This window comes from Arthrobacter sp. JZ12 (genome assembly GCF_035189165.1).
Lineage (GTDB): Bacteria > Actinomycetota > Actinomycetes > Actinomycetales > Micrococcaceae > Arthrobacter_D.
Genome location: NZ_CP045246.1, coordinates 2,231,046 through 2,254,425, shown reverse-complemented (window position 1 = coordinate 2,254,425; position 23,380 = coordinate 2,231,046). Strand labels below are relative to the sequence as shown.

17 protein-coding genes are annotated in these 23,380 nt (G+C 61.8%); 13 read left to right on the top strand and 4 right to left on the bottom strand.

The genetic code is table 11. The features are described 5' to 3' along the window. Position 1: 1 nt before the first annotated feature. The gene (locus GC088_RS10340; protein WP_323958928.1) at positions 2-547 is read right to left on the bottom strand and encodes an Rv3235 family protein; all 546 of its coding nucleotides are present in this window, start codon (positions 545-547) and stop codon (positions 2-4) included. 862 nt (positions 548-1,409) lie between these two features. On the opposite strand from GC088_RS10340, the gene GC088_RS10335 reads away from it, so the two are divergent. Next, entirely contained in the window at positions 1,410-1,958 is a 549-nt protein-coding gene (locus GC088_RS10335) for a hypothetical protein (RefSeq protein WP_323958927.1), read from the top strand. Between the two features lie 58 nt (positions 1,959-2,016). Here GC088_RS10335 and GC088_RS10330 read toward each other — a convergent pair whose 3' ends face one another. Beyond that, positions 2,017-2,235: a helix-turn-helix domain-containing protein gene (locus GC088_RS10330; RefSeq protein ID WP_323958926.1), complete on the bottom strand. Its 219-nt coding sequence runs from the start codon at positions 2,233-2,235 to the stop codon at positions 2,017-2,019. 195 nt (positions 2,236-2,430) lie between these two features. Between GC088_RS10330 and GC088_RS10325 the strand changes: the two genes are divergently transcribed. Genes GC088_RS10325 through GC088_RS10310 form a run of 4 tightly spaced genes read left to right on the top strand, consistent with a single transcriptional unit; the run spans position 2,431 to position 10,809 of the window. Then, positions 2,431-3,084 carry a CpaB family protein gene (locus tag GC088_RS10325; RefSeq protein ID WP_323958925.1) on the top strand — a complete coding sequence of 218 codons (654 nt, stop codon included), beginning with the start codon at positions 2,431-2,433 and terminating at the stop codon, positions 3,082-3,084. Then, positions 3,081-4,406 carry a CpaE/TadZ family protein gene (locus GC088_RS10320; protein ID WP_323958924.1) on the top strand — a complete coding sequence of 442 codons (1,326 nt, stop codon included), beginning with the start codon at positions 3,081-3,083 and terminating at the stop codon, positions 4,404-4,406. Before GC088_RS10325 ends, GC088_RS10320 begins: the two co-directional genes overlap by 4 nt. Before the next feature lie 46 nt (positions 4,407-4,452). Next, the gene (locus GC088_RS10315) at positions 4,453-9,297 is read left to right on the top strand and encodes an NAD-glutamate dehydrogenase (RefSeq protein WP_323958923.1); all 4,845 of its coding nucleotides are present in this window, start codon (positions 4,453-4,455) and stop codon (positions 9,295-9,297) included. Between the two features lie 12 nt (positions 9,298-9,309). Then, positions 9,310-10,809: a sensor histidine kinase gene (locus GC088_RS10310; protein ID WP_323958922.1), complete on the top strand. Its 1,500-nt coding sequence runs from the start codon at positions 9,310-9,312 to the stop codon at positions 10,807-10,809. A 77-nt stretch (positions 10,810-10,886) separates the two neighbouring features. On the opposite strand, the gene GC088_RS10305 is transcribed toward GC088_RS10310, so the two are convergent. After that, positions 10,887-11,135: a WhiB family transcriptional regulator gene (locus GC088_RS10305; RefSeq protein ID WP_056549944.1), complete on the bottom strand. Its 249-nt coding sequence runs from the start codon at positions 11,133-11,135 to the stop codon at positions 10,887-10,889. Positions 11,136-11,428: 293 nt separating this feature from the next. On the opposite strand from GC088_RS10305, the gene GC088_RS10300 reads away from it, so the two are divergent. Continuing rightward, positions 11,429-11,803, top strand: coding sequence for a hypothetical protein (locus GC088_RS10300; protein ID WP_323958921.1), 375 nt, complete (start codon positions 11,429-11,431; stop codon positions 11,801-11,803). Between the two features lie 43 nt (positions 11,804-11,846). Here GC088_RS10300 and GC088_RS10295 read toward each other — a convergent pair whose 3' ends face one another. Beyond that, on the bottom strand, positions 11,847-15,755 hold the full coding sequence (locus GC088_RS10295) for an FtsK/SpoIIIE domain-containing protein (protein WP_323958920.1): 3,909 nt from the start codon (positions 15,753-15,755) through the stop codon (positions 11,847-11,849). Between the two features lie 184 nt (positions 15,756-15,939). On the opposite strand from GC088_RS10295, the gene GC088_RS10290 reads away from it, so the two are divergent. Genes GC088_RS10290 through GC088_RS10260 form a run of 7 tightly spaced genes read left to right on the top strand, consistent with a single transcriptional unit; the run spans position 15,940 to position 23,359 of the window. After that, a complete protein-coding gene (locus GC088_RS10290) occupies positions 15,940-17,229 on the top strand; it encodes a nucleotide sugar dehydrogenase (RefSeq protein ID WP_323958919.1) in 1,290 nt (429 codons plus the stop codon). Then, positions 17,229-18,167, top strand: a complete 939-nt coding sequence (locus GC088_RS10285; protein WP_323958918.1) for a glycosyltransferase family 2 protein — start codon at positions 17,229-17,231, stop codon at positions 18,165-18,167. Before GC088_RS10290 ends, GC088_RS10285 begins: the two co-directional genes overlap by 1 nt. Continuing rightward, complete coding sequence (locus GC088_RS10280; protein WP_323958917.1) at positions 18,154-19,569, top strand: hypothetical protein; 1,416 nt, start codon at positions 18,154-18,156, stop codon at positions 19,567-19,569. The genes GC088_RS10285 and GC088_RS10280 overlap by 14 nt, the downstream gene beginning before the upstream one ends. Continuing rightward, positions 19,553-20,149 (top strand): acyltransferase, encoded by a 597-nt coding sequence (locus GC088_RS10275; protein ID WP_323958916.1) that lies wholly within the window; start codon positions 19,553-19,555, stop codon positions 20,147-20,149. Before GC088_RS10280 ends, GC088_RS10275 begins: the two co-directional genes overlap by 17 nt. Continuing rightward, positions 20,146-21,237, top strand: coding sequence for a DegT/DnrJ/EryC1/StrS family aminotransferase (locus GC088_RS10270; RefSeq protein ID WP_323958915.1), 1,092 nt, complete (start codon positions 20,146-20,148; stop codon positions 21,235-21,237). Before GC088_RS10275 ends, GC088_RS10270 begins: the two co-directional genes overlap by 4 nt. Then, a complete protein-coding gene (locus GC088_RS10265) occupies positions 21,237-22,229 on the top strand; it encodes a Gfo/Idh/MocA family oxidoreductase (RefSeq protein ID WP_323958914.1) in 993 nt (330 codons plus the stop codon). The genes GC088_RS10270 and GC088_RS10265 overlap by 1 nt, the downstream gene beginning before the upstream one ends. After that, the gene (locus GC088_RS10260) at positions 22,226-23,359 is read left to right on the top strand and encodes a glycosyltransferase family 4 protein (RefSeq protein ID WP_323958913.1); all 1,134 of its coding nucleotides are present in this window, start codon (positions 22,226-22,228) and stop codon (positions 23,357-23,359) included. Before GC088_RS10265 ends, GC088_RS10260 begins: the two co-directional genes overlap by 4 nt. Positions 23,360-23,380: the final 21 nt, after the last annotated feature.

The following is a 23,380-nucleotide window of genomic DNA, read 5'->3' as shown; positions in this document are numbered from 1 at the left end:
ATCAGCCAATCTGAAGTTCGGTGACGCGCCACTGCCCACGCCATCGCTCTATCCGTAGCGCGAGAGCGCGGACGCGTTTCTGCTCGGCGGCTACTACGGACGCCTCGAAAACGACTGGGGTAATGGGGCAGATGCGAACGCTCCTGATCATGACGTTGCGATGCAGTCTGACTGCGCCGCCCTGCATGGCCGTTCCGGTCGGCAACGCGTTCTGCGACAGTTCGATGCTTCTGACGAGGTTGGATCGTAGTTGCAGCCGCTCGTAGCTCCGGGCGTCAAGAAGCCTGGACATCTGTTGCAGGGGCCTGGTTCCACCGAGTACCTCCAGCGCGCCGCGGGCCACCTTCCGGGCAATCGACTCGAGCTCATCCGGTACCTCCGGTACCGGACTTGGGGCAGGTATGGGACGGGGCTCAAACCGCGCTTCAAGGTCCTCAATGTCTCCAGTAGAAGTCGAAGGCCGAACGAGGACCGGTCGAGGTGGAGTCGCAGGTCCTGCGGGGTGAGCAGGGCCGACGGGCGCCGGCAGATGGGTCAGTGCGCTCATGTTAATACCTCTTTCACTGTTGGGCGGCAGGTGGTTGAAGTACCTGTCCGGGGCATAGGAGATCAGGATGCTCTCCGATGATGTGTTTGTTCGCTGCGTACCAGTGCGGCCAAGCTTCGGCCACATCAGCGTCGGTTCCGCCTGGGCCGATCCACCGGGATGCAATTGACCAGAGAGAATCGCCGGGAGTCACTGTCACTTCCGAGCGCTGGTGACGATCGCCTGCCCGTTCTGCTTTGACGTTGCCGATCAGCAAGCTTCCGTCTGACGGCAGCCTGGAGGGACGCCAGGAGGGTCCGGCAGCTTGCGTTTCCTCAGTTGTCTGCCAGAGCGGGCTAGGTGACGGAGCAATTCCAGATTCAAAGCGGGCTTGGACAAGTTCCAGGGTGTGGCTATGGCGAGGACCATCAGCGTGAGCGGATGGAATTGCAACGAGTTGCGCACCCAGAGCGACGCACACCGTCCGACGCATGAAGGCAGGAGACAGGGCGCCGACGCGTTGGGCGGTTCGCCATGAGCCGCTTCTTGCCAGAGCCTCCGCAGCAACCGCGAGGCAGAGCGTCGCAATCCACCATGCGATCACGAGGAGACCGAAGCCCGTAACACCAAGCCCGACCAGAAACTGCAAGTTCAGTGCCGACGGTCTCTCGGTTGCAAGCAGATAAGCGCCGGTCAGCGCCAACACACAGCCGAGCAAGAGTACGCAAAGCGCTAACGCTGTCTCGGGATAGCCTTTTTTCACTTTCAACCCGCCTGATGCAGTTTGATGCCGTTTGATTAACTTTGCTGCTCCTTGTCTACCTTGAAGCGCACTCGATGTCTACTGGTTGCTGCAGGCGGTTCTCGCACTTAGGCTGAACTGATGCGCTGGAAGTCCCTCTTTGATGACGTCGAAGCTCAATTCGAGGCAGCTGAGCAGGCTGCGCTCGAGAGTGAGGTCGCAGATCGATTCCGAAGCGAGCAGGCAACCCTAGGGCTGGTTGATCGGATGCGAGGGCAGATCGGGCTGGTGTTGAAAGTCGCTGTTTCGAACGGGCGGGTGTTCACAGGGGAACTTACCCACGTCGGTTCTGAGTGGCTTGTTTTGAGCTCAGCGGCGGAAGAGGTAATCGTGCCCATCCACGCTGTTCAGCTTGTGGAGGGACTAGGCAGGACCGTAGCGCTTGAAGCGTCGCGCCTTCAGCAAGCTCTGGGTCTGTCGTCGGCACTGCGTACGCTGTCGCGGGACCGCGCTCCTGTCACTCTGCACCGGGTTGGCAGCGAATTGCGTGTAGAGGGAGTCATCGACCGCGTCGGAAAGGATTTCGTGGAGTTGGCCGAGGTGCTGCCGGGGGAGCAGCGGAGACGAACTGGAGTGAGTTCCGTTTTTGCTGTGCCGTTTCGAAGCATTGCGGCGATTTCGACGCGATGAGGTTGTCCTTGGGCGCCGGAGGTGGAAGCTTTCGCCTCTGGTAGAGGAGAGGCACTGACTACTCGGCGTGTAGACCTTCCCTGACGCTGGCTGCAGTTTTCTCGTAGGCGCGGGCAATGTAGTCCTCGAGGGCCTGCGTCTCGACACGCCACTGGCCGCGGCCACCCACCTGGATTGCCGGTAGTTCCCCCGAGCGCACAAGCGCGTACGTCTGCGAGGACGAGATGTTGAGCACTTCTCCGACATCGGCGAGTGTCATGAACCGTTTCTGTGCCACGAAAAGTCGCCTTCCTCTCGCCCGTGCAACAAACCGTTGAGTCTATCTTGTCACCAATAACCCCGTTTGATCGCCCTTATCCACAGTTTGCGGCCAATTGCCCCGGAAGGTTTTCATTTGCCGAAGCTGTACAAGAGAATGTGTGCGGGTGGCTGGATCGGCCACCCAGTGCCGCTGTTGGGGGTATAGCAAAAAATGAGTCTCAAGTTCGAAAGCATGACGGGCGCGACGACGCCACTGCGGTTGCGCAAGCCGTCCTGGAAGGATCCCCGGCTTCTCATCGGACTTCTGCTGGTCTGTATCTCCGTGGCAGGCGTTCTGGCGCTGGTCAATAGCGTGGACAGGACTACAGACGTCTATGCTGCGCGGGAGGACCTTCCGGTAGGCACAGAATTGACTCCTGAGCATTTTCGAATCGTCCCGGTTCGGCTCGGTGAGCTGGAGGGTACCTACCGCACCGTCGCCGCAGGGTTACCGGATGAAGCGGTCGCACAACGCATGATCGCAGCAGGCGAGCTGGTGCCGGACTCAAGTATCGGTTCACCTGATGCGTTGGACCGAAAGCCTGTTGGCCTTTCAGTCGAGGCGCCACTCCCTGCAGGGACATCTACAGGTGATCGAGTAGATGTATGGGTGTCCCCCCGAGGCGAGGGCAACGAGTATGGAGAGCCGGTCCTGCTACTCGAGGGGGCAGAAATTTTCGACTACGTCGAGGAAGATTCAGCGCTTGCCGCCACGCAGTCAGCACGCGTCTTCGTGTTGGTGGATGATGAAACGATGCCGTCGCTGCTCGATGCGCTATCCAACGACGCAAGGATCGCCGTCGTAGTCAATGCGGGTATGCGATGAGCATCCCGGTGGTCACCCTGGGCCGTTCGGCAAGTGACTGTGTTCCCGCTCTGGAGCGGCTGCGCGGTCCGGTCACGGTGGTCCGTCGGTGCGACGAATTTGCTGAACTACTGGCCGCCTGCCAGACAGGCATCGCCCGCGCTGCAGTCATAGCCGCGGACGCCGTCGAGCTCACGTCCTCGCTCCTGGAACGGCTCCACGCCGCCGAGGTGGCAGTCGTTGCCTTGACAGATGATTCGGATACACAGGAAAAGCTCCGTGTCCTCGACGTACGGTGCGTCCCGACAGCGGTTCACTCCGAGGTTTTGTCCGATGAACTCGCCGCGGCAGTGACCGATCTTGAGTTGCGGGGAACAAGTGCGTTGAGGACAGCGCTGGCCGACCCATCCCAGTCCCTTGCTCCCCGGAGCGCCGAGCCCGACGATCTGCCTGAACCCGACGGTCAGGGCACCCTGTCCGTTATCTGGGGTCCCACCGGTGCCCCCGGTCGGACGATAATCGCTGTGAACCTGGCGGCCGAACTTGCCGCTGATGGTTCCCGCGTTCTACTGATCGATGCCGATACGTATGGAGCCAGTGTTGCTGCCTTCCTGGGACTGCTCGATGAGTCAGCGGGCATAGCGCAGGCCTGTCGTGTTGCCGATCAGGGCTCGTTGAACGCTGACGCTCTTCTCCGCCTGTGCTCGGAGATACCACTAAAAGGCCAAGTGCTCCATGTACTGACCGGGATTACGCGTCCCGACCGCTGGGCGGAGGTGAGGCCGGCTGCCCTGGGGCTCGTGCTTGGCATGGCACTCTCGGTGTTCGATGCGGTCATCGTTGATTGCGGGTTCGGCCTGGAAGCGGATGAGGAACTCAGCTTCGACACCCTTGCACCGCGGCGCAACGGTGCCACCCTTCGTTGCCTGGAATTGGCAGATGAGGTATATGCCGTTGGCTCCGCCGATTCCGTAGGCGTACCGCGCCTCGTGCGAGGAATCGCCGAACTGGAGGATGCCGTGCCGTCCGTGGCTCCGCGTGTTGTTCTGAACAAGGTTCGGGCTTCCTCCGTGGGCCGCTCCCCAGAACGACAGCTTCGGGAAGCCTGGGAGCGTTTCGGACCGCAGGCTGCTATCGGAGCATTCCTGCCTGCTGATTTCGATGCCGCAGATGGCGCTCTTCTCAAGGGACAGACCCTCCTCGAAAGTGCCCCGACGTCGCCGCTTCGTCTTGCTCTGATGCAGTTGGCTGGTGGGCCGCTTGAACAACGACGGCGCACGTCTTCTGGACCTACCCACAAGGAAATGAAGTTTCCCGGTAGCGGCGTTAGGCTCTCACAGTAAGGGGGCCGCAAGGGAGCGGCCTTTCATCTCGTTATGGAGGCGTTTCATGTCGTCTGGATCCAGCACCACGGAACAATCCAGCCCAGACACTTCACTCACCGAGTTCGTCCAGCACTATTTCCAGCATCTGGCCGAAGAGGATTCCGCCGCTTATTCCCCCGCAGCACTAGCGGATCGTGCCCAGGAGCACCGCGCGCTTGCACGGGTACGTCCTGCCGGCGAAGCGGTGGTTGGGATTTTCGACCAGGATGACGCGAGCGTCGTCATGATAGTCACCGACGATATGCCGTTCCTCGTCGATTCAGTGACCGCGGAGTTGGTCCGGCAACAGGCGGCTATCCGGCTCGTGGTGCACCCCACCTTCGTGGCGGTGCGTTCCCGATCGAGCCATGAGCTGATCCGGCTTCGCCGTGTCCCTTCCTCCGCCGGTTCGTCGAGCGGAGACACAGCCGCCCTTCCCAAGCTCGCCGACCTCGCGGCCGAAAGCGACATCAGCGCGCACGTGGAGTCCTGGATCTCCGTCGAGGTCGGACGCATCACGGGGGAGGACCGCCGTGGGAAGGTGATTGAAGGTCTCCAGCGTGTGCTGACCGACGTGAGGGCTGCCGTCGACGACTGGAGCGAGATGCGCGGCAAAGTGCGGGAGATCTGCCGCACTCTTGAAGCCCTGCCTGCCGCCGCCGAAATTCCCGACCTGCAGCAGGCACGCGAACTTCTCGCCTGGCTTGATGACGGAAACTTCACCTTCCTCGGCTACAAGGAATACGACCTCGAGACTGAAGACGGCGAGGACGTCCTGCGCGTTCGCAGTGACAGCGGCCTTGGGCTGCTGCGGTTCCCTGGTGTCGATAGGCGGCAGGTGCAGCACCTGACGCAGGCCGGCCAGGCCAAGGCACGGGAGAAGCGGGTCCTGGTCATCACCAAGGCGAACTCACGTTCAACGGTGCACCGCGCAGCATATCTCGACTACATCGGTATCAAGCAGTTTGATGCGCAGGGGAACGTCTGCGGTGAGCGCCGCTTCATCGGTCTCTTTGCAACCAGCGCATACACGGGTTCCGTCCGGAGCGTGCCCATTGTGCGGGATAAAGTCAATGAGGTTCTCCGGCGCTGCGGTTTCCCCTCTGATTCCCACTCAGGCAAGGACCTGCTGTCCATCCTCGAAACGTATCCGAGGGACGAACTATTTCAGATCGACGTCGATGACCTCGTTGCCACGGCAATGGGGATCCTTCGGCTTCAGGAACGACGCCGGACCCGGCTTTTCCTTCGTCCTGACACTTACGGCCGGTTCATGTCGGCTCTCGTCTACCTGCCGAGGGACCGTTACACGACAAGCGTTCGCTTGCGCATCGAAGAGGAACTGCGCCGGACCTTCAATGCGGAGTCGATCGATTATGAGGCGCGGATGAGCGAGTCGGCCCTCGCACGTCTGTTCTTTCGCATCCGGCTTCCGCAGGGACTTGAGATAGCACAGGTCAAGGTTGCTGAACTGGAAAAGCGGCTTGTCATGGCCGCGCGATCGTGGTCGGAGGGAATCGACGAGGTAGCCCGCACCAGGTTCAGCCGCGCGGAGGCCGAGCGATTCTCGGAACTGTGGGCGGAAGCATTTCCTGCCGCCTATCGCGTCGACTACGAGGTGGAAGACGCGCTTGAGGATATTGAACGTTTCTCTATTTACGACGAGTCGGGCACCCCGAGCCCGATCATGCACGTCTATACACCTACTGGAGTAGGGGATCGCCTCGAAGAGGACGCGCGACTCAAGCTCTATCTCACTGAGCCGAAGAGCCTGAGCCAGATCCTGCCGTTCCTGCATAATCTGGGACTCGAGGTCCTCGATGAGCGTCCCTTTGAGATCCGGCGCGGCGACGGCAGGGAATTTTTCCTGTACGACCTCGGGCTGAGGTATCCGCAGGGGATCGATCCTGCAGGCACAGGAGAACTCCTGGAAGAGGCCTTCGCGGCAGCGATGGTGAACCGCAGCGAGTCTGATTCGTTCGACAGGCTGGTGCTCCGTGAGAATCTTCGCTGGCGGCAGGTCGTAATTCTGCGCGCCTACGCCAAGTACATGCGCCAGATGGGCAATACAAACTCGTACGGCTTCATCAGCGACACGCTGCTGCTCAATCCGGACGTGACCCGATCCCTCATCGCCCTCTTTGAAACGCGGTTCGATCCGAGAGTGCCTGGGTCGGAGCGCGAAAGCCTGATGGGTGAGGTGCGGGAACGCCTCAGAGCGGACCTGGAAAAGGTGCCAACCCTGGACGCGGACCGCGTCCTTCGTACCTTCGCAAACCTCATCGAGGCAACCCTTCGAACCAACTACTTCCAGGAGAAGGCCCACGTCAGCTTCAAGCTGAACACGTCAGCGATCGAGGGAGCGCCCTACCCGCGTCCGAAATACGAGATCTGGGTGTACTCGCCCCGGGTCGAGGGGGTCCATCTGCGATTCGGACAAGTTGCGCGCGGTGGATTGCGATGGTCCGACCGGCGCGAAGATTTCCGAACCGAAATCCTCGGTCTCGTAAAGGCGCAGACCGTCAAAAACGCCGTCATTGTTCCAACCGGCGCCAAGGGCGGCTTCTACGCAAAGCAGTTGCCGGACCCTGGCTCTGACCGGGCGGCGTGGATGGCTGAGGGCCAAGCCAGCTATCGAACGTTCATCAGGGGTCTTCTGGACATCACCGACAACCTGGCCACTACCGCCCAAGGCGAAGAGGTTATCCCGCCGGACCAGGTGGTGCGACACGACGGTGACGACAGCTACCTGGTGGTTGCAGCGGACAAGGGAACAGCATCCTTCTCCGACATCGCCAACGAACTGTCCGCTGAGTACGGGTTCTGGTTGGGCGATGCGTTCGCTTCCGGAGGCTCGGTTGGGTACGACCACAAAGCTATGGGTATCACCGCCCGCGGCGCCTGGGAATCCGTCAAGCGGCACTTCAGCGAGTTCGGCGTCGACACCCAGACCGAGGACTTCACCGTCGCCGGCGTCGGTGACATGAGCGGTGATGTCTTTGGCAACGGGATGTTGCTCTCCCGCCATATCAAGCTGGTGGCCGCCTTCGATCATCGCCACATCTTCCTCGATCCGAATCCGGATCCGGCTGCGTCATGGATCGAGCGGAAGAGGCTATTCGAATTGCCCCGTTCAAGCTGGGAGGACTATGACGCCGAGCTCATCAGCGAGGGCGGCGGAGTCTACCCGCGCCACGTGAAGTCCATTCCGGTCAGCAGCCAGGTGCGCGCTGTCCTCGGTCTGGAGAGCACCGTAACCAACATGAGCCCGCCGGAGCTGCTGCGTGCAATCCTGACTGCTCCTGTAGATCTGCTCTACAACGGCGGTATCGGTACTTACGTGAAAGCATCCACCGAATCTCATGGCGATGTGGGGGACAAAGCCAATGACGCGATCCGCGTCGACGGCAACCAGTTGCGCGCTCGAGTGGTGGGTGAGGGCGGAAATCTTGGGATGACCCAGCGCGGCCGCATCGAAGCTGCACTCAACGGCGTCATCCTGAACACGGACGCGATCGACAATTCCGCGGGCGTGGACTGTTCCGATCACGAGGTCAACATCAAGATCTTCGTCGACCGCATGGTCCGCACCGGAAGATTGTCCGCTGAGGAACGGACGGCTTTCCTCCATTCCATGACCGATGAGGTGGCGGAGCTTGTCCTGCAGGACAACATTGACCAGAACGTGCTGCTGCTCAATGACCGGCAGCGCGTGGTCGAATGGAGCGCCAGCTTCGAGCGGCTTATGGACTGGCTTGAGGTTCATGCTGACCTGAACCGCGAACTCGAGGCGCTTCCCACCAACCAGGAACTCCGGGCCCGGGTCGAGCAGGGACAGGGGCTAACCTCCCCTGAACTGTCGGTCCTTGCGGCTTACGCAAAGATCGAGCTGACCAAAGCACTCACCAAGAGTGATCTCGCTGACGACCCGTGGTTCAAGGGAACGCTCAGGAGCTACTTCCCCCGACAGGTGGTGGAGCGGTTCGACGACGACCTGGACACTCACCCTCTGCGCCGGCAGATCATCGCCACCGTCATCGCGAATGACATGATCAACATGGGCGGGATCACGTTCGCGTTCCGGGTGATGGAGGAAACGTCCGTTAGCGAAGCGGTGGTGGCGCGTGCGTTCGTGGCGCTCAGGGAGATCTACGAACTTGACCGCATCACGGACGCGCTCGCCGAACTTCCCGCAAGCTTCCCCACGGAGCCCTGGACAATAGTGCATCTTGACGTGCGCAGGCTCCTCGATCGGGCAGTCCGGTGGTTTGTCAACCATGTCGGAGGCGAGACCACCATCGCTGAGGACGTTGCCGCGTTCAAACCGCTGATCGATCCATTGCGCACCCGACTCGTCAACTATGTGCGCGGTGGTGACCTCGACCGCATCCGCAGGTGGTTCGACCAAGCGGAGGAGTGGGGCCTGCCGAACTCGATCGCCCAGCACTGGGCTGAGCAGTTCGAGTCATTCGGCCTGCTTGATGTCGCTCTGATCTCCCGCCGCGTGGACGAGCCGGTCGAACGGATTGCACAGGTCTACTTCGCAATCTACGACCGTTTCGACATCGATAACCTGCTGGAACGCATCACCTCGTTACCGCGTGAGGACAGATGGCAGGCTTTGGCCCGCGCTGCATTGCGGGACGACCTCTACTCCACGGTTGCGGAAATGACAGTGTCGGTTATGAACAGTTCGTCCCATCTGGGAACATCGGATGCGTCGGTCAGGCTTCAGGAATGGGAAAATCTCAATGCTGAACACCTGGACCGGGCAAGAAAAATGTTCGCCGAGGTGAACCAGCTGGAGCGGGACGATATGGCGTCCCTTTCCGTTGCACTACGTCTGTTGCGCTCGATTGTGCGGCAGTAAGAAAGGGTTCACGTGGCAATTTTCACCGATCCGATCCGGGATCACGCCGGCTTCGCCCCGGGGGACGCTGAATGGCTCCACCTTCTGGTCGGTGACTGGCAGATGGTGGCTGACCTGGCGTTCGCCGACCTGGCACTGTGGTTCCCGTTGCACGACGGCGGTTACGTCGCCCTCGCTCACGTCCGCCCCTCCACCTCGCACACCGTATTCCACAGCGACTTCGTCGGCGAGCGGATACGGGCCGACCTGCAGCCTCTCGTGGACAAGGCGTGGGAGAGCCGGCAGATAGAGCGTTCAAGTGAGACGAGCTGGACGTCCGAGATGGCGATGCGCGTGGAAGCCGTGCCCATGGTGCGCAATGGGCGCACCCTCGCCGTCGTGACGTCCCACATGGATCTGTCCAGTTCGAGGATGCCGTCCAGGCTTGAGTTGACCTACCGGCAGTGCGCCTACGACCTGCTGCGCATGGCCACACTGGGGCTCTGGCCGGATTTCGCCACACCGACCGGCTCACGGCGCGGCGCACCTCGTGTGGGTGACGGTCTCATCAGGCTCGATGTCGACGGCGTTGTCCAGTATGCGAGTCCGAATGGCGTATCGGCCTTCCGCCGGCTTGGCGACGTCGAGACCCTGGAAGGGCGCCCGCTGGCGGAGATAGTCACCTCGCTGCTCAAGGACCGCCGGATGGTGGATGAGACTCTGCCGCTGGTGCTGACGGGCAAGATGCCCTGGCGCACGGAAATTGAGTCCCGCGGCGTGAGCCTGTCCCTGCGTGCCATTCCACTGCGGGACGAAAAAGAGCGCTTCGGAGCCCTGGTGCTGTGCCGGGACGTTTCGGAGTTGAGGCGTCGCGAGATGGAGTTGGTGTCGAAAGACGCGACCATCCGCGAGATTCACCACCGTGTGAAAAACAACCTGCAGACGGTCGCTGCGCTACTGCGCATGCAGTCGCGCCGAATGGTCAGCGACGAAGCCAAGCAGGGCCTCGAACAGGCAATGCGCAGGGTAGCGACCATCGCACTCGTTCACGAAACACTGTCGCAGGGTCTCTCTCAGAGCGTTGACTTCGACGAACTGATTGCGCGTCAGTTCCGGCTCTCGGCCGAAGTAGCCTCGCCCAACCGGACGGTACGAACGGAGCGTTCCGGTGAGTTCGGTGAACTGCCCAGTGACTTCGCAACCCCGCTGGCACTTGTGATCAATGAACTGGTGACCAACGCCGTCGAACACGGGTTGGCAGACCGGCCGGGTACGGTCTGGCTGACAGCGGACCGAAGTGTCGGTAGCGATGGGGAAGTGCTCACCGTGTCAGTGGCGGACGACGGCGCGGGGATTCCCGAGGGTGACTACACCGAAGGCCTGGGGCTGCAGATCGTGCGAACCCTGGTGATGAGTGAGCTCGGGGGCACGATCGAGTGGAAGCCGCGTGATGGCGGAGGAACGGTTGTCACCATCGAGATGGGCATCAGGGGCGCTCGACGCGCTCCCGAGGTGTCTGGCGGTGCTTCATAGCGGCGGTAAAGCAATGCCGAGCAAGCAGAAAGGGGAGGACATTCAATGTCCTCCCCTTTCTGCTTGACCCGTCTAAGTCAGGAAGCCCGCCGTGCGCGAGCGGCCCGGCGCTTGAGAGCGCGCCGCTCATCCTCGCTCAGCCCGCCCCATACACCGGCATCCTGCCCTGACTCGATTGCCCACTGAAGGCAGGTATCGATGACCTGGCATCGGCGGCAAACACTTTTCGCCTCTTCGATCTGAAGCAGGGCAGGTCCTGTATTGCCCACCGGAAAGAACAGTTCCGGATCCTTGTCCAGACAGGCAGCGCGGCTACGCCAATCCATGCTGATCACTTCTCCTTACGACCCGTGAGCTTTGTGAAAACATTCACGAGGGGTTTCATAGTAAAGGGGGCCACTACGGCCCCCGCATTTTCCTCCATCAAGGCTGTCACGTTACGTGCATGCAAACAAGAGGTAACCGTGAGGTAATTGCCTCAAAGCGTGAGGGATGCGTCACAGGATCAACGCCAGGAATAGCGCTCGTAGCTGTGCACGACTATGTCGGGTAGGGTGCCACTGTGTCAAGACCCACCCAGGAACCCCAGCCCGATCGAATTGCCCGGCCCAAAGGGGTCATGATCATCGCAGCTATCCTCGTCTGCGAGGCCGCGGCTCTTCTGGCTGTGGCAGGGTGGTTCCTCCTGGGTCTGATAACGAGTACGCCCATGTCGCTGGGCGGGGCGATCTTCATGCTCGTCCTCCTTGTGCTCCTGGCGGGGTGGCTTCTGGCGGTAGGGCACTTTTTCTTCCGGGGGTACCGGTGGACGCGATCGGCTGCCCTTGTGTTCCAGTTCTTTGTAGCCGTTATCGCAATTCCTGCCCTGACCGCCGGTGTTATCTGGTTGGGCCTGTTGCTGCTGGTGCCTGCGGTCATCATGGTGCATCAACTGTTCACCCGGCCCGTTGTGGCGTACACCAGCAGGACCAGCGACGGCACTCCTATGCTCTAGCCGGCGTCTGGTCTGGCCCGGCACCGATGACGCGGCCCTGCTTTCATAAGCTCGCTACCTGAATTTCCCTGACTCCGCTGGAGTCGACGAGCACGCCGCGGCCGGGGGGAGGTGCGTTTTCGACGCCCAGCCGCACGCCGAACAGATCGCCGTCGCCCGAAGAGCGAGGACCCAGCACTATGCCAAGGGGGCTGGTGCGCAGGTTCCCGGCGAGGGGGCTGACCGACAGGAGCGCAAGGGCTGGCGACGAGGCAAAAACGGCACGAGCGCCGGCAGCCACAAGCTGCGCAAGCAACTGATGGCTTTCCCGCGGCAACCGGTCTGCTTCATCCACGAGGAGGAGCTCATTCCCGCGGGCGCCGACGGTCGAAAACCGCCGCCAGAACGCCACCGCGTCTTCGCCGGCAGCGGGCCGGATCCTGCGAAGAAACGGCGGAGCCGTCTGCGCGATGAGATTGAGCGTATGCGATTTGCCGGAGCCGGCAGCTCCGAGGACGAAAGCGGCAGTGCGTTGCGGCAGCAGGAGGTGTGCGGTCGCGAGGTCGTCGCCTGCCACTCCCATCGGGATCGCTGCCGGTTCGATTTCCTCGTCTGCTGTATGAAGGGTTTCCACGCTCACGGCCCGCGGAAGTGCGGCTACCTGAAAGGGCTTGAACGTGGGTCCACGGGAATGTTCAATTTCCTCGCCGACATCGAGTACAAGTTGCGCTACCGCGTCCCCGGATGGACTGATGCGGCCCTGTACGAAGGCGCGACCGGGCAAGGCGTCGATGGTGGGCAGCCTGGGCCAGGTGAACAGGGTTTCAGAGGTGGCGCCGAATGGAAGGAATATGCGGTTGGGCAGCATCGGGAAGAACCTGCCCGACGCGAGTTCCCTTTCACCCCCGATCATGACCGTCACGGACGCGGCTTCACCGTCGCGAACAATATTCTGCAGGGCGTCCTCAACATCGCCGTGCCGACTCGACCTGAATGACGCCGACCACCTGCCCCAGCCTGAAACCAACAGTGCCAGGCAGGGGCGAACGGACCGCCGGCCCTGCACCGGACGATCCAGTCGGTGGGTAACCTCCTCGGCGACGCGGTTCAGAACGCGGGCGGCGCGCTTGACTTCGGAGGCGGTCACATACGCACCCACCTGCGGTGCGGAGTCCCAGGCAGCCAGCGTGCCGTCGCCGTCGAGGACGTAGAGATGGGTGTCCGGGCGCATGTGCAGAAGTTCGCTGAGCGTGCACGCGAGCGCCTCTGCCAGCCCGCTGCCGGGTGGACCCACAAAGGCGAGGTGTGAGTGACGCTCGGGATCCCACCGCAGCGGATGCTGGTTCTGGATATGCGGTAGATCGAGGATCCCCAGGTACAGCGAGTAGTTGCCGGAGTCGGGCCGGTTGAGGCGATGCGGAAGCGGCGGCAGCACTGGCAGGTGCTGCGGACCCGTCAACATCTCCTGGGCAGCTCCCTTGATAGCTGTAATGAGTCCTTCGAGATGGCCGGCAGCGCTTCCTCTTGCTCCCCTCTGCCCCAGCGACCTATGGGTTCCGGCGCCTGCGGGGTCTTCCAGGTAGGAGCTCAGGGGCCGAACGCGGACATCCGGTGCACCTTGCCCGATGACTGCGGCTGCTGTCTGAAACTCGACCGGCATGCCCGCCCCAACCCGAAGGAAGCCTCGCCCGGGTAGTCCGACAGGGATGCCGGTGGCGACCGTCGAATCCAGAATGTCCTGCGACTCCATAGCGGACTGCACTCTCAGGGCTATCCAACTTGTGATGTTCGCCCGGATGTCTGAGGTGACCGCGCCCTGCGGCCGCTGGGTAGCCAGCACCAGGTGCATGCCCAGCGAACGTCCCAGCATGGCGATCCGCATCAGGTCCTGGACCGCATCGGGCACTTCCTCGGCAAGCATCCGAAATTCGTCGATCACCGTGACAAGGCGTGGAAGCGCGGGCGTGCTGCCGGAGCGCAGGTACTCGCGGTAGTCTGCGGCACCAGCGTCGGCGAAGAGCCTCTCGCGCCGTTTCACCTCCGCCTTGAGAGAGGTAAGCGCACGCGAAACCGATGCCGACGAAAGATCCGTCAGGATGCCCACCGAGTGCGGCAGTTCCGACAGGGCAGAAAGACCCGACCCGCCCTTGAAGTCGATGAAAAGGAAGTTGACCATGGCGGGGGAATGGTTCAGGGCCAGCCCGAGGACGAGCGTTCGCAGGAACTCGGACTTCCCCGCTCCGGTGGTGCCGGCTGCCAGCAGGTGCGGACCCTGTGATTCAAGGTCAATCTCGAGCATTCCAGAGGCGGAGGAACCGACGACGGCGGCAAATTGCGTGCCGTCCGACGGGACTTCCCATCGGGCCCGGATGGCGGACGGGCGCGAGTCGGTAAGCTGCCCCAACTCGACGGCAGTTGGGATTGTGCCATCCGCCCCGGCGGCGCTCGCAGAAACGGCACGCCCACCGATGAGGCGCGCAACCGCCGTGAAAGTGTCCGAGCCCAGCAAATCCGGTGAGAAGCAGGTTTCGCCTTCGGGCGTTCGTAGCACCGGCGGGGTGCGGGAGTAGTCGAGCACCCAGGAATTGTTTGGGAGCCGGCTGCCGGCGTCCTCGTCGAAGAAGCGGTACGTGCGTATGGGCCCGGCCGCAGGGGCCGCTTCGTACTGCTCGTCGAAGATCAGGAACGCGGAAGGCCTCGCCGTTTTCACTGTCTCTCTCAGTTTCTCCTTGCTCGTCACGAGGGTCACCCCGGGCAGGAAGCGAGCCGCATGCGGCAGGTTCCGCGAAGAACCAAAGCAGATGATGCCGCCGGACAGGTCCAGGGCGCAGAGCTGCAGCACCACAAGATGGGCCACGCGCAGGAGGGTCTCAGATGGACCGATTATGTCCACACAGACGGGACGCTCTATGGAGCTGTTCCCGGCTTCAGATAAAGGAATAAGGAGAGGCGCGGATTCGAGAACGGGTTGCTGCCACTCCGCCGGGGCGACCTTGACCCCAAGATTCGCGGACTGATCAGCGACGCCAACCCGCAGGTAGCGGGTGTGGTCGGCGTCGGGGCGGCGCTCAACAGCGTCCGGGGCGAATTGAGGCTGGACCGAACGCAGGGCGAGGCTTCCGATGTCGTGGGCCGCGCGCCGTCGTCGTTCGCGGTCCTGGTCAGCGGCTTTCGAAACTGCAGCACGAAAGGCAGCCCGCTTCTTCCGTGCGGAGACCAGCGGGACCACTCCAGTCACAGCGGACAGTGCGCTGAAGGCGAGGAAGAACCACATTCCGGTAGTGACGGCCAGAACTATGCCGAGGATCAGGGGCAGAAATGCCGTGATCAGAAGCAGGCGACCTGGTTCAGGCGGGGGAGGAGCGCTGACCTCGCAGGGTTCCGACAGGTCGACGGCATTGATCGCCGGCTGTGGAGTATCGGCGAGGACGAGGGCGCATCTGCTGGCACCGATGAGCACATCGCTCGAGGTGGTGACTACCGCTTGCCCCGTCCTGTCCCCGTTGACCCAGACTCCGTTCGCCGAGTCGAGGTCCGTCAGCAGGACCGTCTCATTGGTCACCGTAAGGCGGGCATGGGTGCGCGACAGTTCCGGGTCATCGATCCGGATGTCCGCAGCCGTACGCCCGATACTGTAGGTCCCCCTCGCCAGCGGCACGATTCTGCCGGCGTCCGGTCCCGTGCGCACCAGGAAAAGGAGATTTGCTCCCTGCCGCGGGCGGGCCGGCATGCGCTGGCTCTCGGGAACCACGACGACGACGGCGCCTGACGTCAGCGGCGGCGTCCCTGGCACGAGCGCGTCCAGGGGCTGTCCGTCGACGGAGAAACGTGCGTGCCCGGTGCGGGCGGCAAGCTCTTCTCGAATCTGCTCGCCCGTAGCAGGGCCGGCGATGCTTATCACCACTTCTTCCGTTGTTCTGCCCTCGGGCAGGGTCACTCCCGGACCCGCGGCGAGGGTGACGTGCAGATCCATGTCTTGAGCGTAGGAGGTTCGCGGCGAGCGGCGCTCGCAGAACGCCTACCCTGTGGATAAGCAAATCTGGATATGTACAACGCCACTGCTTCCCGAACGGGCGATATTTCTGGTTGGGCGTTAGGCTTGGCTACTGGATCTGGAGATATGTCTGCTCCGCGTACAGAGAAAAGGTCACTTCATCGTGAAGATTGCTGTCATTGCCCTTGGAAAGATCGGTCTGCCGCTGGCGGTCCAGTTCGCGTCGAAGGGCCACGAGGTCGTGGGTGTCGACGTCAATGCGCAGGTTGTCCAGTCGATCAATAGCGCGATCGAGCCGTTCCCGGGCGAAGCTCACCTTCAGGAGAAGCTCTCGGAGCTGGTGCCTGCCGGAAAGCTCCGGGCGACCACCGACTACGCCGAGGCTGTGCCGAACGCGGATGCCGTTGTGCTGGTTGTGCCGCTGTTTGTCGATGCCGAGGCAAAGCCTGACTTCGGTTGGATGGACGGTGCCACCACCGAACTGGCCAAGCATCTGACGCCGGGAACTCTGGTGTCGTATGAGACGACCCTTCCTGTCGGGACCACCCGTACCCGTTGGAAGCCCATGCTCGAAGAGGGCTCGGGCCTGGTTGAGGGTCAGGACTTCCATCTTGTGTTCTCGCCGGAGCGTGTACTGACCGGTCGCGTCTTTGAAGACCTACGGAAGTATCCCAAGCTCGTCGGCGGTCTCTCCGACGAAGGCGCGAAGGTAGCCGTCGAGTTCTACGAATCGGTCCTGGACTTCGATGACCGGCCCGACCTGTCCCGCGGCAACGGCGTATGGGATCTGGGGTCCGCTGAAGCCTCGGAGCTCGCCAAGCTGGCGGAGACCACCTACCGGGACGTGAACATCGGACTCGCGAACCAGTTTGCCCGGTTCGCTGCCACGGCAGGCATCGATATCTACCAGGTCATCGAGGCATCGAACTCGCAGCCGTACAGTCACATTCACCAGCCGGGCATCGCGGTCGGCGGTCACTGCATCCCTGTTTACCCGCGTCTCTACCTGTGGAATGACCCCTCGGCAACCGTTGTACGTGCCGCCCGCGAAGCCAATGCAGGCATGCCCGACTACACCGTGGGACTCCTCGAGGGGGCACACGGGAATCTCGACGGGGCAACCGTCGTCGTGCTTGGTGCGGCCTACCGTGGTGGAGTGAAGGAAACCGCGTTCTCCGGAGTCTTCTCGACCGTTGAAGCGCTGAAACAGCGCGGCGCAAAAGTACTCGTTCATGATCCTCTATACAGCGACGAGGAGTTGGCCTCGCTCGGCTTCGACCCGTACCACGTGGGTGAGGCCGCGGACGCTGCTGTCGTCCAGGCCAACCACGCGGAGTATGCGTCCCTGACTCCCGCTGACCTGCCCGGAGTGAAGACGTTCATCGACGGCAGGCGAGTGAGCACCGCTGACAAGTGGGACGGTGTCACCTACCGGGTCATCGGCAAGGCCTGATGGCAACAAGTCCAACGATCGCCGCCATCGTTCCTTGCCACAACGAGGAACAGGCGATTGAGAAGGTTATTCGTGACCTTAGGGCTGCGGTACCCGGCATACATGTTTATGTCTATGACAACTGCAGCACGGACCGTACGGCAGTTGTTGCGCATGAAGCCGGCGCCACAGTCCGTCGCGAGGAGCGTAAGGGTAAAGGCAACGTGGTCCGGCGAGCGTTCGCGGATATCGACGCGGATGTTTACCTGCTCATCGACGGCGACGACACTTATGACACCGCTGCCGCGCCGAAGATGATCGAAACTCTGCTGACTGGGCCGTATGACCAGATAACGGGTGTCCGAAATCAGCAAACGGAGTCGGCATACCGAGCAGGACATGAGCTAGGCAACCGGTTCTTCAACGAGATAGTCGGTCGCATCTTCGGCTATCGAGTGAGCGACATGCTGAGTGGGTACCGAGTGTTTTCGAAGCGATTTGTGCGGTCATTTCCCGCACTGTCGCGCGAGTTTGAAATCGAGACGGAGCTGACGGTGCACTCCATCAATGCCCGTGTGCCGCAAACGGAGGTTTCGGTCGGGTTTCGGGACCGTGCGGTGGGAACCGAAAGCAAGCTGCGTACTTATCATGATGGACTCCGCATCCTGAATATGGTGCTGAGACTGGCGGCTCATGAACGCCCCCTTCCGACCTACGGATTGCTTTCAGGCCTTGTAGCACTAGTCGGTCTTCTGGTTGGTCTTCCCGTCATTGTTGAATTTGCGCAGACTGGGCTGGTTCCGAGGTTCCCGACGGCGATTCTTGCCTCATCGCTGGTCATCCTTGCCGTGCTAACGCTCATTGCAGGAATGCTTCTCGGCGTGCTCAAGAAAATTCGCGACGAGAGTTCCAGACTTGCGTACTTGCGGTGGGAGGCTCCGGGAAATGGTCATAACTGACGTGAAGAGAGACAAAGGATCACGCCGAATCGCTGCAAAGAATAGTGCTCGCGGTGTGATCGGTAAGAATGTTGCCGTCCTTATCGCCGGCTTCGCAGCACTGCAAACTGTTCTGTTTCTGCTGCTTGTGGCAGGGCAGGCTGTACCGGATAAGCCCATCGTCGACAACTTGGTCAAGGCGATCGACTCGGGCACGTACGGCCCCTCAGGGTTACCGGATCGAATGGGCGGGGTGTCGGACACTTTCACGGAGTGTGTTGTTGTCGGGACGGGATTAGGCGACGGTAGTCCAGACGACTCTCCCTGGCAGCAGGCCGGATATATGCCTCGAATCTCGAATTGCGAGAAGGGAGTTGGGGACCTTCGCGCCCTCGCCGCAGGAGATACCGCAAGCCAGGGGCAGTACTACAAATACTGGGCCGGCTACACCGCAATCACCCGGCCAGCACTTGCCATGGTAGGTCTCGAGGGCCTCCGCATCTTGTCCGGTGCGATGCTGGTTTCATCGTTGATTGTTGCGCTTATCGCTGTAGCAGGGCGATTGAATTGGTGGGCGGCAACAGCTCTCCTCGGCCCCCTTCTCCTCGCGTCGAATGTGTTCTCGACCCCTTCGACGTCCTTCAGCCAGGCAATCTCGATCTCCTTCATCTTCCTGAGCACTGCCCTTGCGGCCTTCGGGGCCGGTCGTTCGACTACTCGTCTGATTGCTTTCACCGGACTTGGAGCAGCCCTGTTCTGCTACGTCGATTTGCTGACCACCCCAGCTATCCCATGGGCGCTCGCATCTGTAGTTGCGGCCGCAGTCACATTCGGCCACGCACGGAACTTCAAGCAAGGCGTATTGGCTGGAGTGATAGCTGCTGTAGTTTGGCCGCTTGCATTTGCCCTGACGTGGGCTTCACGGTGGGCCATTGCCGCGATGTTCCTTGGTTTCGATAAGGTGGTTGAACATGTGGCTGGGAATGTCGAGTTCCGGACCGGAGGCGACTTTGGGCACGTCTCAGATACATTTGGGGCGTCCACCCTGAGGAACGCAAATTACTGGTGGGACCGCATCCCGACATCGCACATTGTTCTCATCCTTGTCGCGGCAGCAGCGGTGATTGCAATAATTCTCTCCGTGCGGAGGAATGGCGTCTCAAGTATCCTGATGGGCGCGGTGTTGGCCGCTCCGCTGCTTGTTATTCCGATCTGGTACGAAGTTCTAAGGAATCACTCACAGATTCACGACTTCTTCGCCTACCGTGGGATACCGGTAGGCTTCGGGATTGGCCTGTTCGCACTGGTGGTGGCGGCCTCCATTCAAATGAAGCGGGTCGAGGTCGCAACTGTTCGACCGCACGAGCCGGAAAAGCTTGTAGCCAACACCAAAGAGAGGGGCGATGATGAGCTACATCGCTGACAGCGCTGACGTCTCCGAGCAGGCGGAGTTGGGCGAGGGCACCAAGATTTGGCACCTCGCCCAGGTGCGGGAGAAAGCGCAGCTCGGTGCCAACTGTATCGTCGGCCGCGGCGCGTACATCGGCACCGGCGTTTCCATGGGCGAGAACACCAAGGTCCAGAATTATGCGCTCGTGTACGAGCCGGCTGTTCTCGGTAAGGGCGTTTTCATCGGACCGGCCGTTGTCCTGACGAACGACACCTACCCGCGGTCTATCTCACCAGACGGAACGCTCAAGAGCGCGCACGATTGGACCCCGGTCGGTGTGACCATCGAGGACGGGGCGTCGATCGGAGCGCGCGCGGTGTGCGTTGCTCCGGTCACCATCGGTGCGTGGGCGACCGTGGCTGCCGGCGCCGTCGTAACCAAGGACGTGCCTGCCTTCGCGCTGATGGCGGGTGTTCCGGCACGCCGGCTCGGCTGGGTGGGGAAGGCCGGTCACCCGCTCAAGGAGCAGGACGGACTGTGGGTTTGCCCGGAAACCGGCGAAAAGTACACAGAGACTGACGGAACGTTGGCACCAGTAGAGGAACAGAAATGAGTACAGGTTTCATCCCGGCAGCTAAGCCCATTGTGGGCGACGAGGAGCGCGCTGCCGTAGACGCGGTGTTGGTTTCCGCCATGCTCGCGCAGGGGGCAGAGGTCGCCGAGTTCGAGAAGGAATTCTCGCAGGTGCTGCTCGACGGACGCTCGTCCGTAGCCGTCAATTCCGGCACGTCTGGCCTTCACCTGGGTCTGCTGGCAGCCGGGGTCGGGCCCGGTGATGAGGTGATCGTTCCCTCGTTCACCTTCGCTGCAACGGCCAACTCTGTTGCGCTGACGGGTGCGACGCCGGTGTTCGCCGACATTGAACTGGACCACTACTGCCTCGATATCAGCCACGTCGAGTCACTCATTAGCGAGCGGACCAAGGGCATCATGCCCGTGCATCTGTACGGGCATCCCGCGAACATCATCGCCTTCAAGGAGCTGGCTGATGCGCGCGGAATCAAGCTCTTCGAGGATGCTGCACAGGCTCACGGTGCTGCCCTGAACGGGCAGAAGGTTGGCACGTTCGGCGACTTTGCCATGTTCTCGCTGTACCCCACGAAGAACATGACCTCCGGCGAAGGCGGCATGGTCTCGACCGGTGACGCCACCGTTGAACGGAACCTGCGTCTGCTGCGGAACCAGGGTATGGAGCGGCAGTACGAGAATGAGCTGGTCGGGTTCAACGCGCGTATGACCAACCTCCACGCGGCCATCGGACGGGTACAGCTCACCAAGGTGCTGGGCTGGACCGCGCAGCGCCAGGCGAATGCCCGCTTCCTCACCGACAACCTTGAGGGCGTCGGAACTCCTGCGGTGGCCGAGGGTGCTGAGCACGTCTACCACCAGTACACAATCCGGGTGGGTCAGGACCGGGACGGTTTCGCTGCCGCCCTGAAGGAGGAGTACAACATCGGCAGCGGTGTGTACTACCCGATCCCGAACCACCGGCTGCCGTCCTTCAACCGGGTTGAAGACCTGCCCAACACCGAGATCGCGGCACAGGAAGTGCTCTCCCTGCCGGTCCACCCGTCGTTGGACGATGAGGATCTCGACCGGATCGTGACTGCTGTGAACAAGCTTGCGGGAGCGGGTGCCTGATGGCTGATCTGAGGGTAGGCCTGATCGGCCTGGGCATGATGGGCCGCCACCACGCTCGAGTAGCGCGTGAGTTGGACGGTGTTCAGCTCGTCGCCGTTGCCGATGCATACGGTGACCCGCACGGCGTCGCCGGTGATCTACCGTTGTGCGGATCCATCGACGAGCTGATCGAGCAGGGCCTGGACATGGCCATCTGCGCCGTGCCGACCGGACTCCACGAGGAAGTCGGCCTGGCCCTGGCAGCCGCCGGCGTGCACACCCTGGTCGAAAAGCCCATCGCCTCCACGATTGCAGGCGGCGAGAAGCTGGCCGATGCGTTCGAATCCGCAGGGCTCGTGGGAGCCGTTGGCCATATCGAGCGGTTCAATCCCGCCCTGCAGTCACTGCGCGTGCGGATTGAGAACGGTGATCTGGGAGATGTCTACCAGATTGCCACGCGTCGGCAGGGACCCTTCCCGTCGCGCATTGCCGACGTCGGAGTTGTAAAGGACCTGGGCACCCACGACATCGACCTCACCGCGTGGCTGGCGCAGTCACCGTACCGGTCCGTATCCGCGCGCACCACGATTCGATCCGGTCGCCCGCACGAGGACATGGTTACAGCGTCCTGTCAGCTGGAAAGCGGCGTCATCACCTCGCACCTGGTGAACTGGCTCTCGCCGATGAAGGAACGCCTGACGGTTGTGACGGGGGAGAAAGGTGCTTTTGCGGCCGACACCCTCACCGCTGACCTGACCTTCTACGAGAACGGCACCATCAATACGGAATGGGAAGCCGTCTCGAACTTCCGCGGTGTCAGCGAAGGAAATATCACGCGCCTGGCCCTGACCAAGCGGGAACCGCTGAAGTCGGAACACGAGGCCTTCCGTGATGCCGTGCTAGGCAAGCGTAACGACGTCGTCACCATGCGTGAGGGGCTGAACACGCTGCGCGTGGCCGAAGCGATGATCGAGTCGGCCGCCGAGGGTACTGTCGTGAATCTAAGCGCGTGACTATCCGCGTAGTTCTTGCAACCCGGTTGTATCCGCCGGAAGTAGGTGCCGCTGCATTCCGCCTGAAGGCCCTCGCAGAAGCGCTGGAAACCGGAGGTTCGTCCGTCGTCGTGCTGACAACACGGCCCCCTGTACAAGGATACAAACCGGAAAAGAAGGTGTCCCGCTGGCCGGTATTGCGGGACGCGGGTGGAAACGTTCGGGGATACATTCAGTACCTGAGTTTCGACCTACCCTTGTTTTTTCGGCTTCTCTTCACTTCCGCTGACGTCGTCGTTTCTGAGCCGCCTCCCACGACGGGCCTGATGGTGGCTGTTTCCTCGTGGCTCCGCAAACGTCCATACGTCTACTACGCTGCTGACGTCTGGACGGACGCGTTAGTCGCCATGGGTGCGTCCGCTCCGGTGGTCTCAGTGATGCGATGGGTGGAAGGGATTGCCCTGCGGAACGCAGCGGGCGTCGTTGCGATCTCTGAGGGCGTCGCAGACCAATTGGGACAGTTCGGTGTGCCCTCCGACAGAGTCCACGTCGTAGGAAACGGCATCGATACTGAGACTTTCAGTCCCGGCGGCGTCTCGGAGCAGCCCGGGCACCCCTACTTCGTCTACACAGGCACTATGTCGGAGTGGCAGGGAGCTGAAGTCTTCATTCACGCACTGGCGCAGCTTCACGACAGAAAAGATGTGCGCTTGTACTTTTTTGGGCAGGGGTCATCTGAGCCGGATCTCCGAAAGCTGGCCGAACGCGTTGCTCCAGGCCGAGTCGTATTCGGCGGAGTCCGACCTCCCGGTGAGACGGCTGCATGGATCCGGGGAGCCGCGGGCGCGCTAGTGAGCATTGTGCCGAATAAGGGTTATGACTTCGCGAAGCCGACGAAGATCTATGCTGCCGCGGCGTGCGGTACGGCCGTCGTTTTCGCAGGCGCCGGTGCGTCGGCAGAAATGGTGTCCGGGAATGGTCTTGGGGAGAGCGTCCCGTATCAGTCCGAAAAGGTGGCTGCAGCGATGCGGAAGCTCCTGGAGGAGTCGGACGAAAGCCCCGAGAACCGAGTTCGGTGGGTACAAGAGAACGCGTCACTCAAGACAGCAGGCAGGCGGGCTGCGGCCGTAGTACAGGCTGCGGTGCGCTGACGCAGGACTGAAAAACGCTGG

Excerpts from the sequence above, each read along its gene's own strand:
- GC088_RS10340 (WP_323958928.1), bottom strand. The coding sequence starts at position 547 with ATGAGCGCACTGACCCATCTGCCGGCGCCCGTCGGCCCTGCTCACCCC.
- GC088_RS10335 (WP_323958927.1), top strand. The coding sequence starts at position 1,410 with ATGCGCTGGAAGTCCCTCTTTGATGACGTCGAAGCTCAATTCGAGGCA.
- GC088_RS10325 (WP_323958925.1), top strand. The coding sequence starts at position 2,431 with ATGAGTCTCAAGTTCGAAAGCATGACGGGCGCGACGACGCCACTGCGG.
- GC088_RS10320 (WP_323958924.1), top strand. The coding sequence starts at position 3,081 with ATGAGCATCCCGGTGGTCACCCTGGGCCGTTCGGCAAGTGACTGTGTT.
- GC088_RS10315 (WP_323958923.1), top strand. The coding sequence starts at position 4,453 with ATGTCGTCTGGATCCAGCACCACGGAACAATCCAGCCCAGACACTTCA.
- GC088_RS10305 (WP_056549944.1), bottom strand. The coding sequence starts at position 11,135 with ATGGATTGGCGTAGCCGCGCTGCCTGTCTGGACAAGGATCCGGAACTG.
- GC088_RS10300 (WP_323958921.1), top strand. The coding sequence starts at position 11,429 with ATGATCATCGCAGCTATCCTCGTCTGCGAGGCCGCGGCTCTTCTGGCT.
- GC088_RS10295 (WP_323958920.1), bottom strand. The coding sequence starts at position 15,755 with ATGGATCTGCACGTCACCCTCGCCGCGGGTCCGGGAGTGACCCTGCCC.
- GC088_RS10285 (WP_323958918.1), top strand. The coding sequence starts at position 17,229 with ATGGCAACAAGTCCAACGATCGCCGCCATCGTTCCTTGCCACAACGAG.
- GC088_RS10280 (WP_323958917.1), top strand. The coding sequence starts at position 18,154 with ATGGTCATAACTGACGTGAAGAGAGACAAAGGATCACGCCGAATCGCT.
- GC088_RS10275 (WP_323958916.1), top strand. The coding sequence starts at position 19,553 with ATGAGCTACATCGCTGACAGCGCTGACGTCTCCGAGCAGGCGGAGTTG.
- GC088_RS10270 (WP_323958915.1), top strand. The coding sequence starts at position 20,146 with ATGAGTACAGGTTTCATCCCGGCAGCTAAGCCCATTGTGGGCGACGAG.
- GC088_RS10265 (WP_323958914.1), top strand. The coding sequence starts at position 21,237 with ATGGCTGATCTGAGGGTAGGCCTGATCGGCCTGGGCATGATGGGCCGC.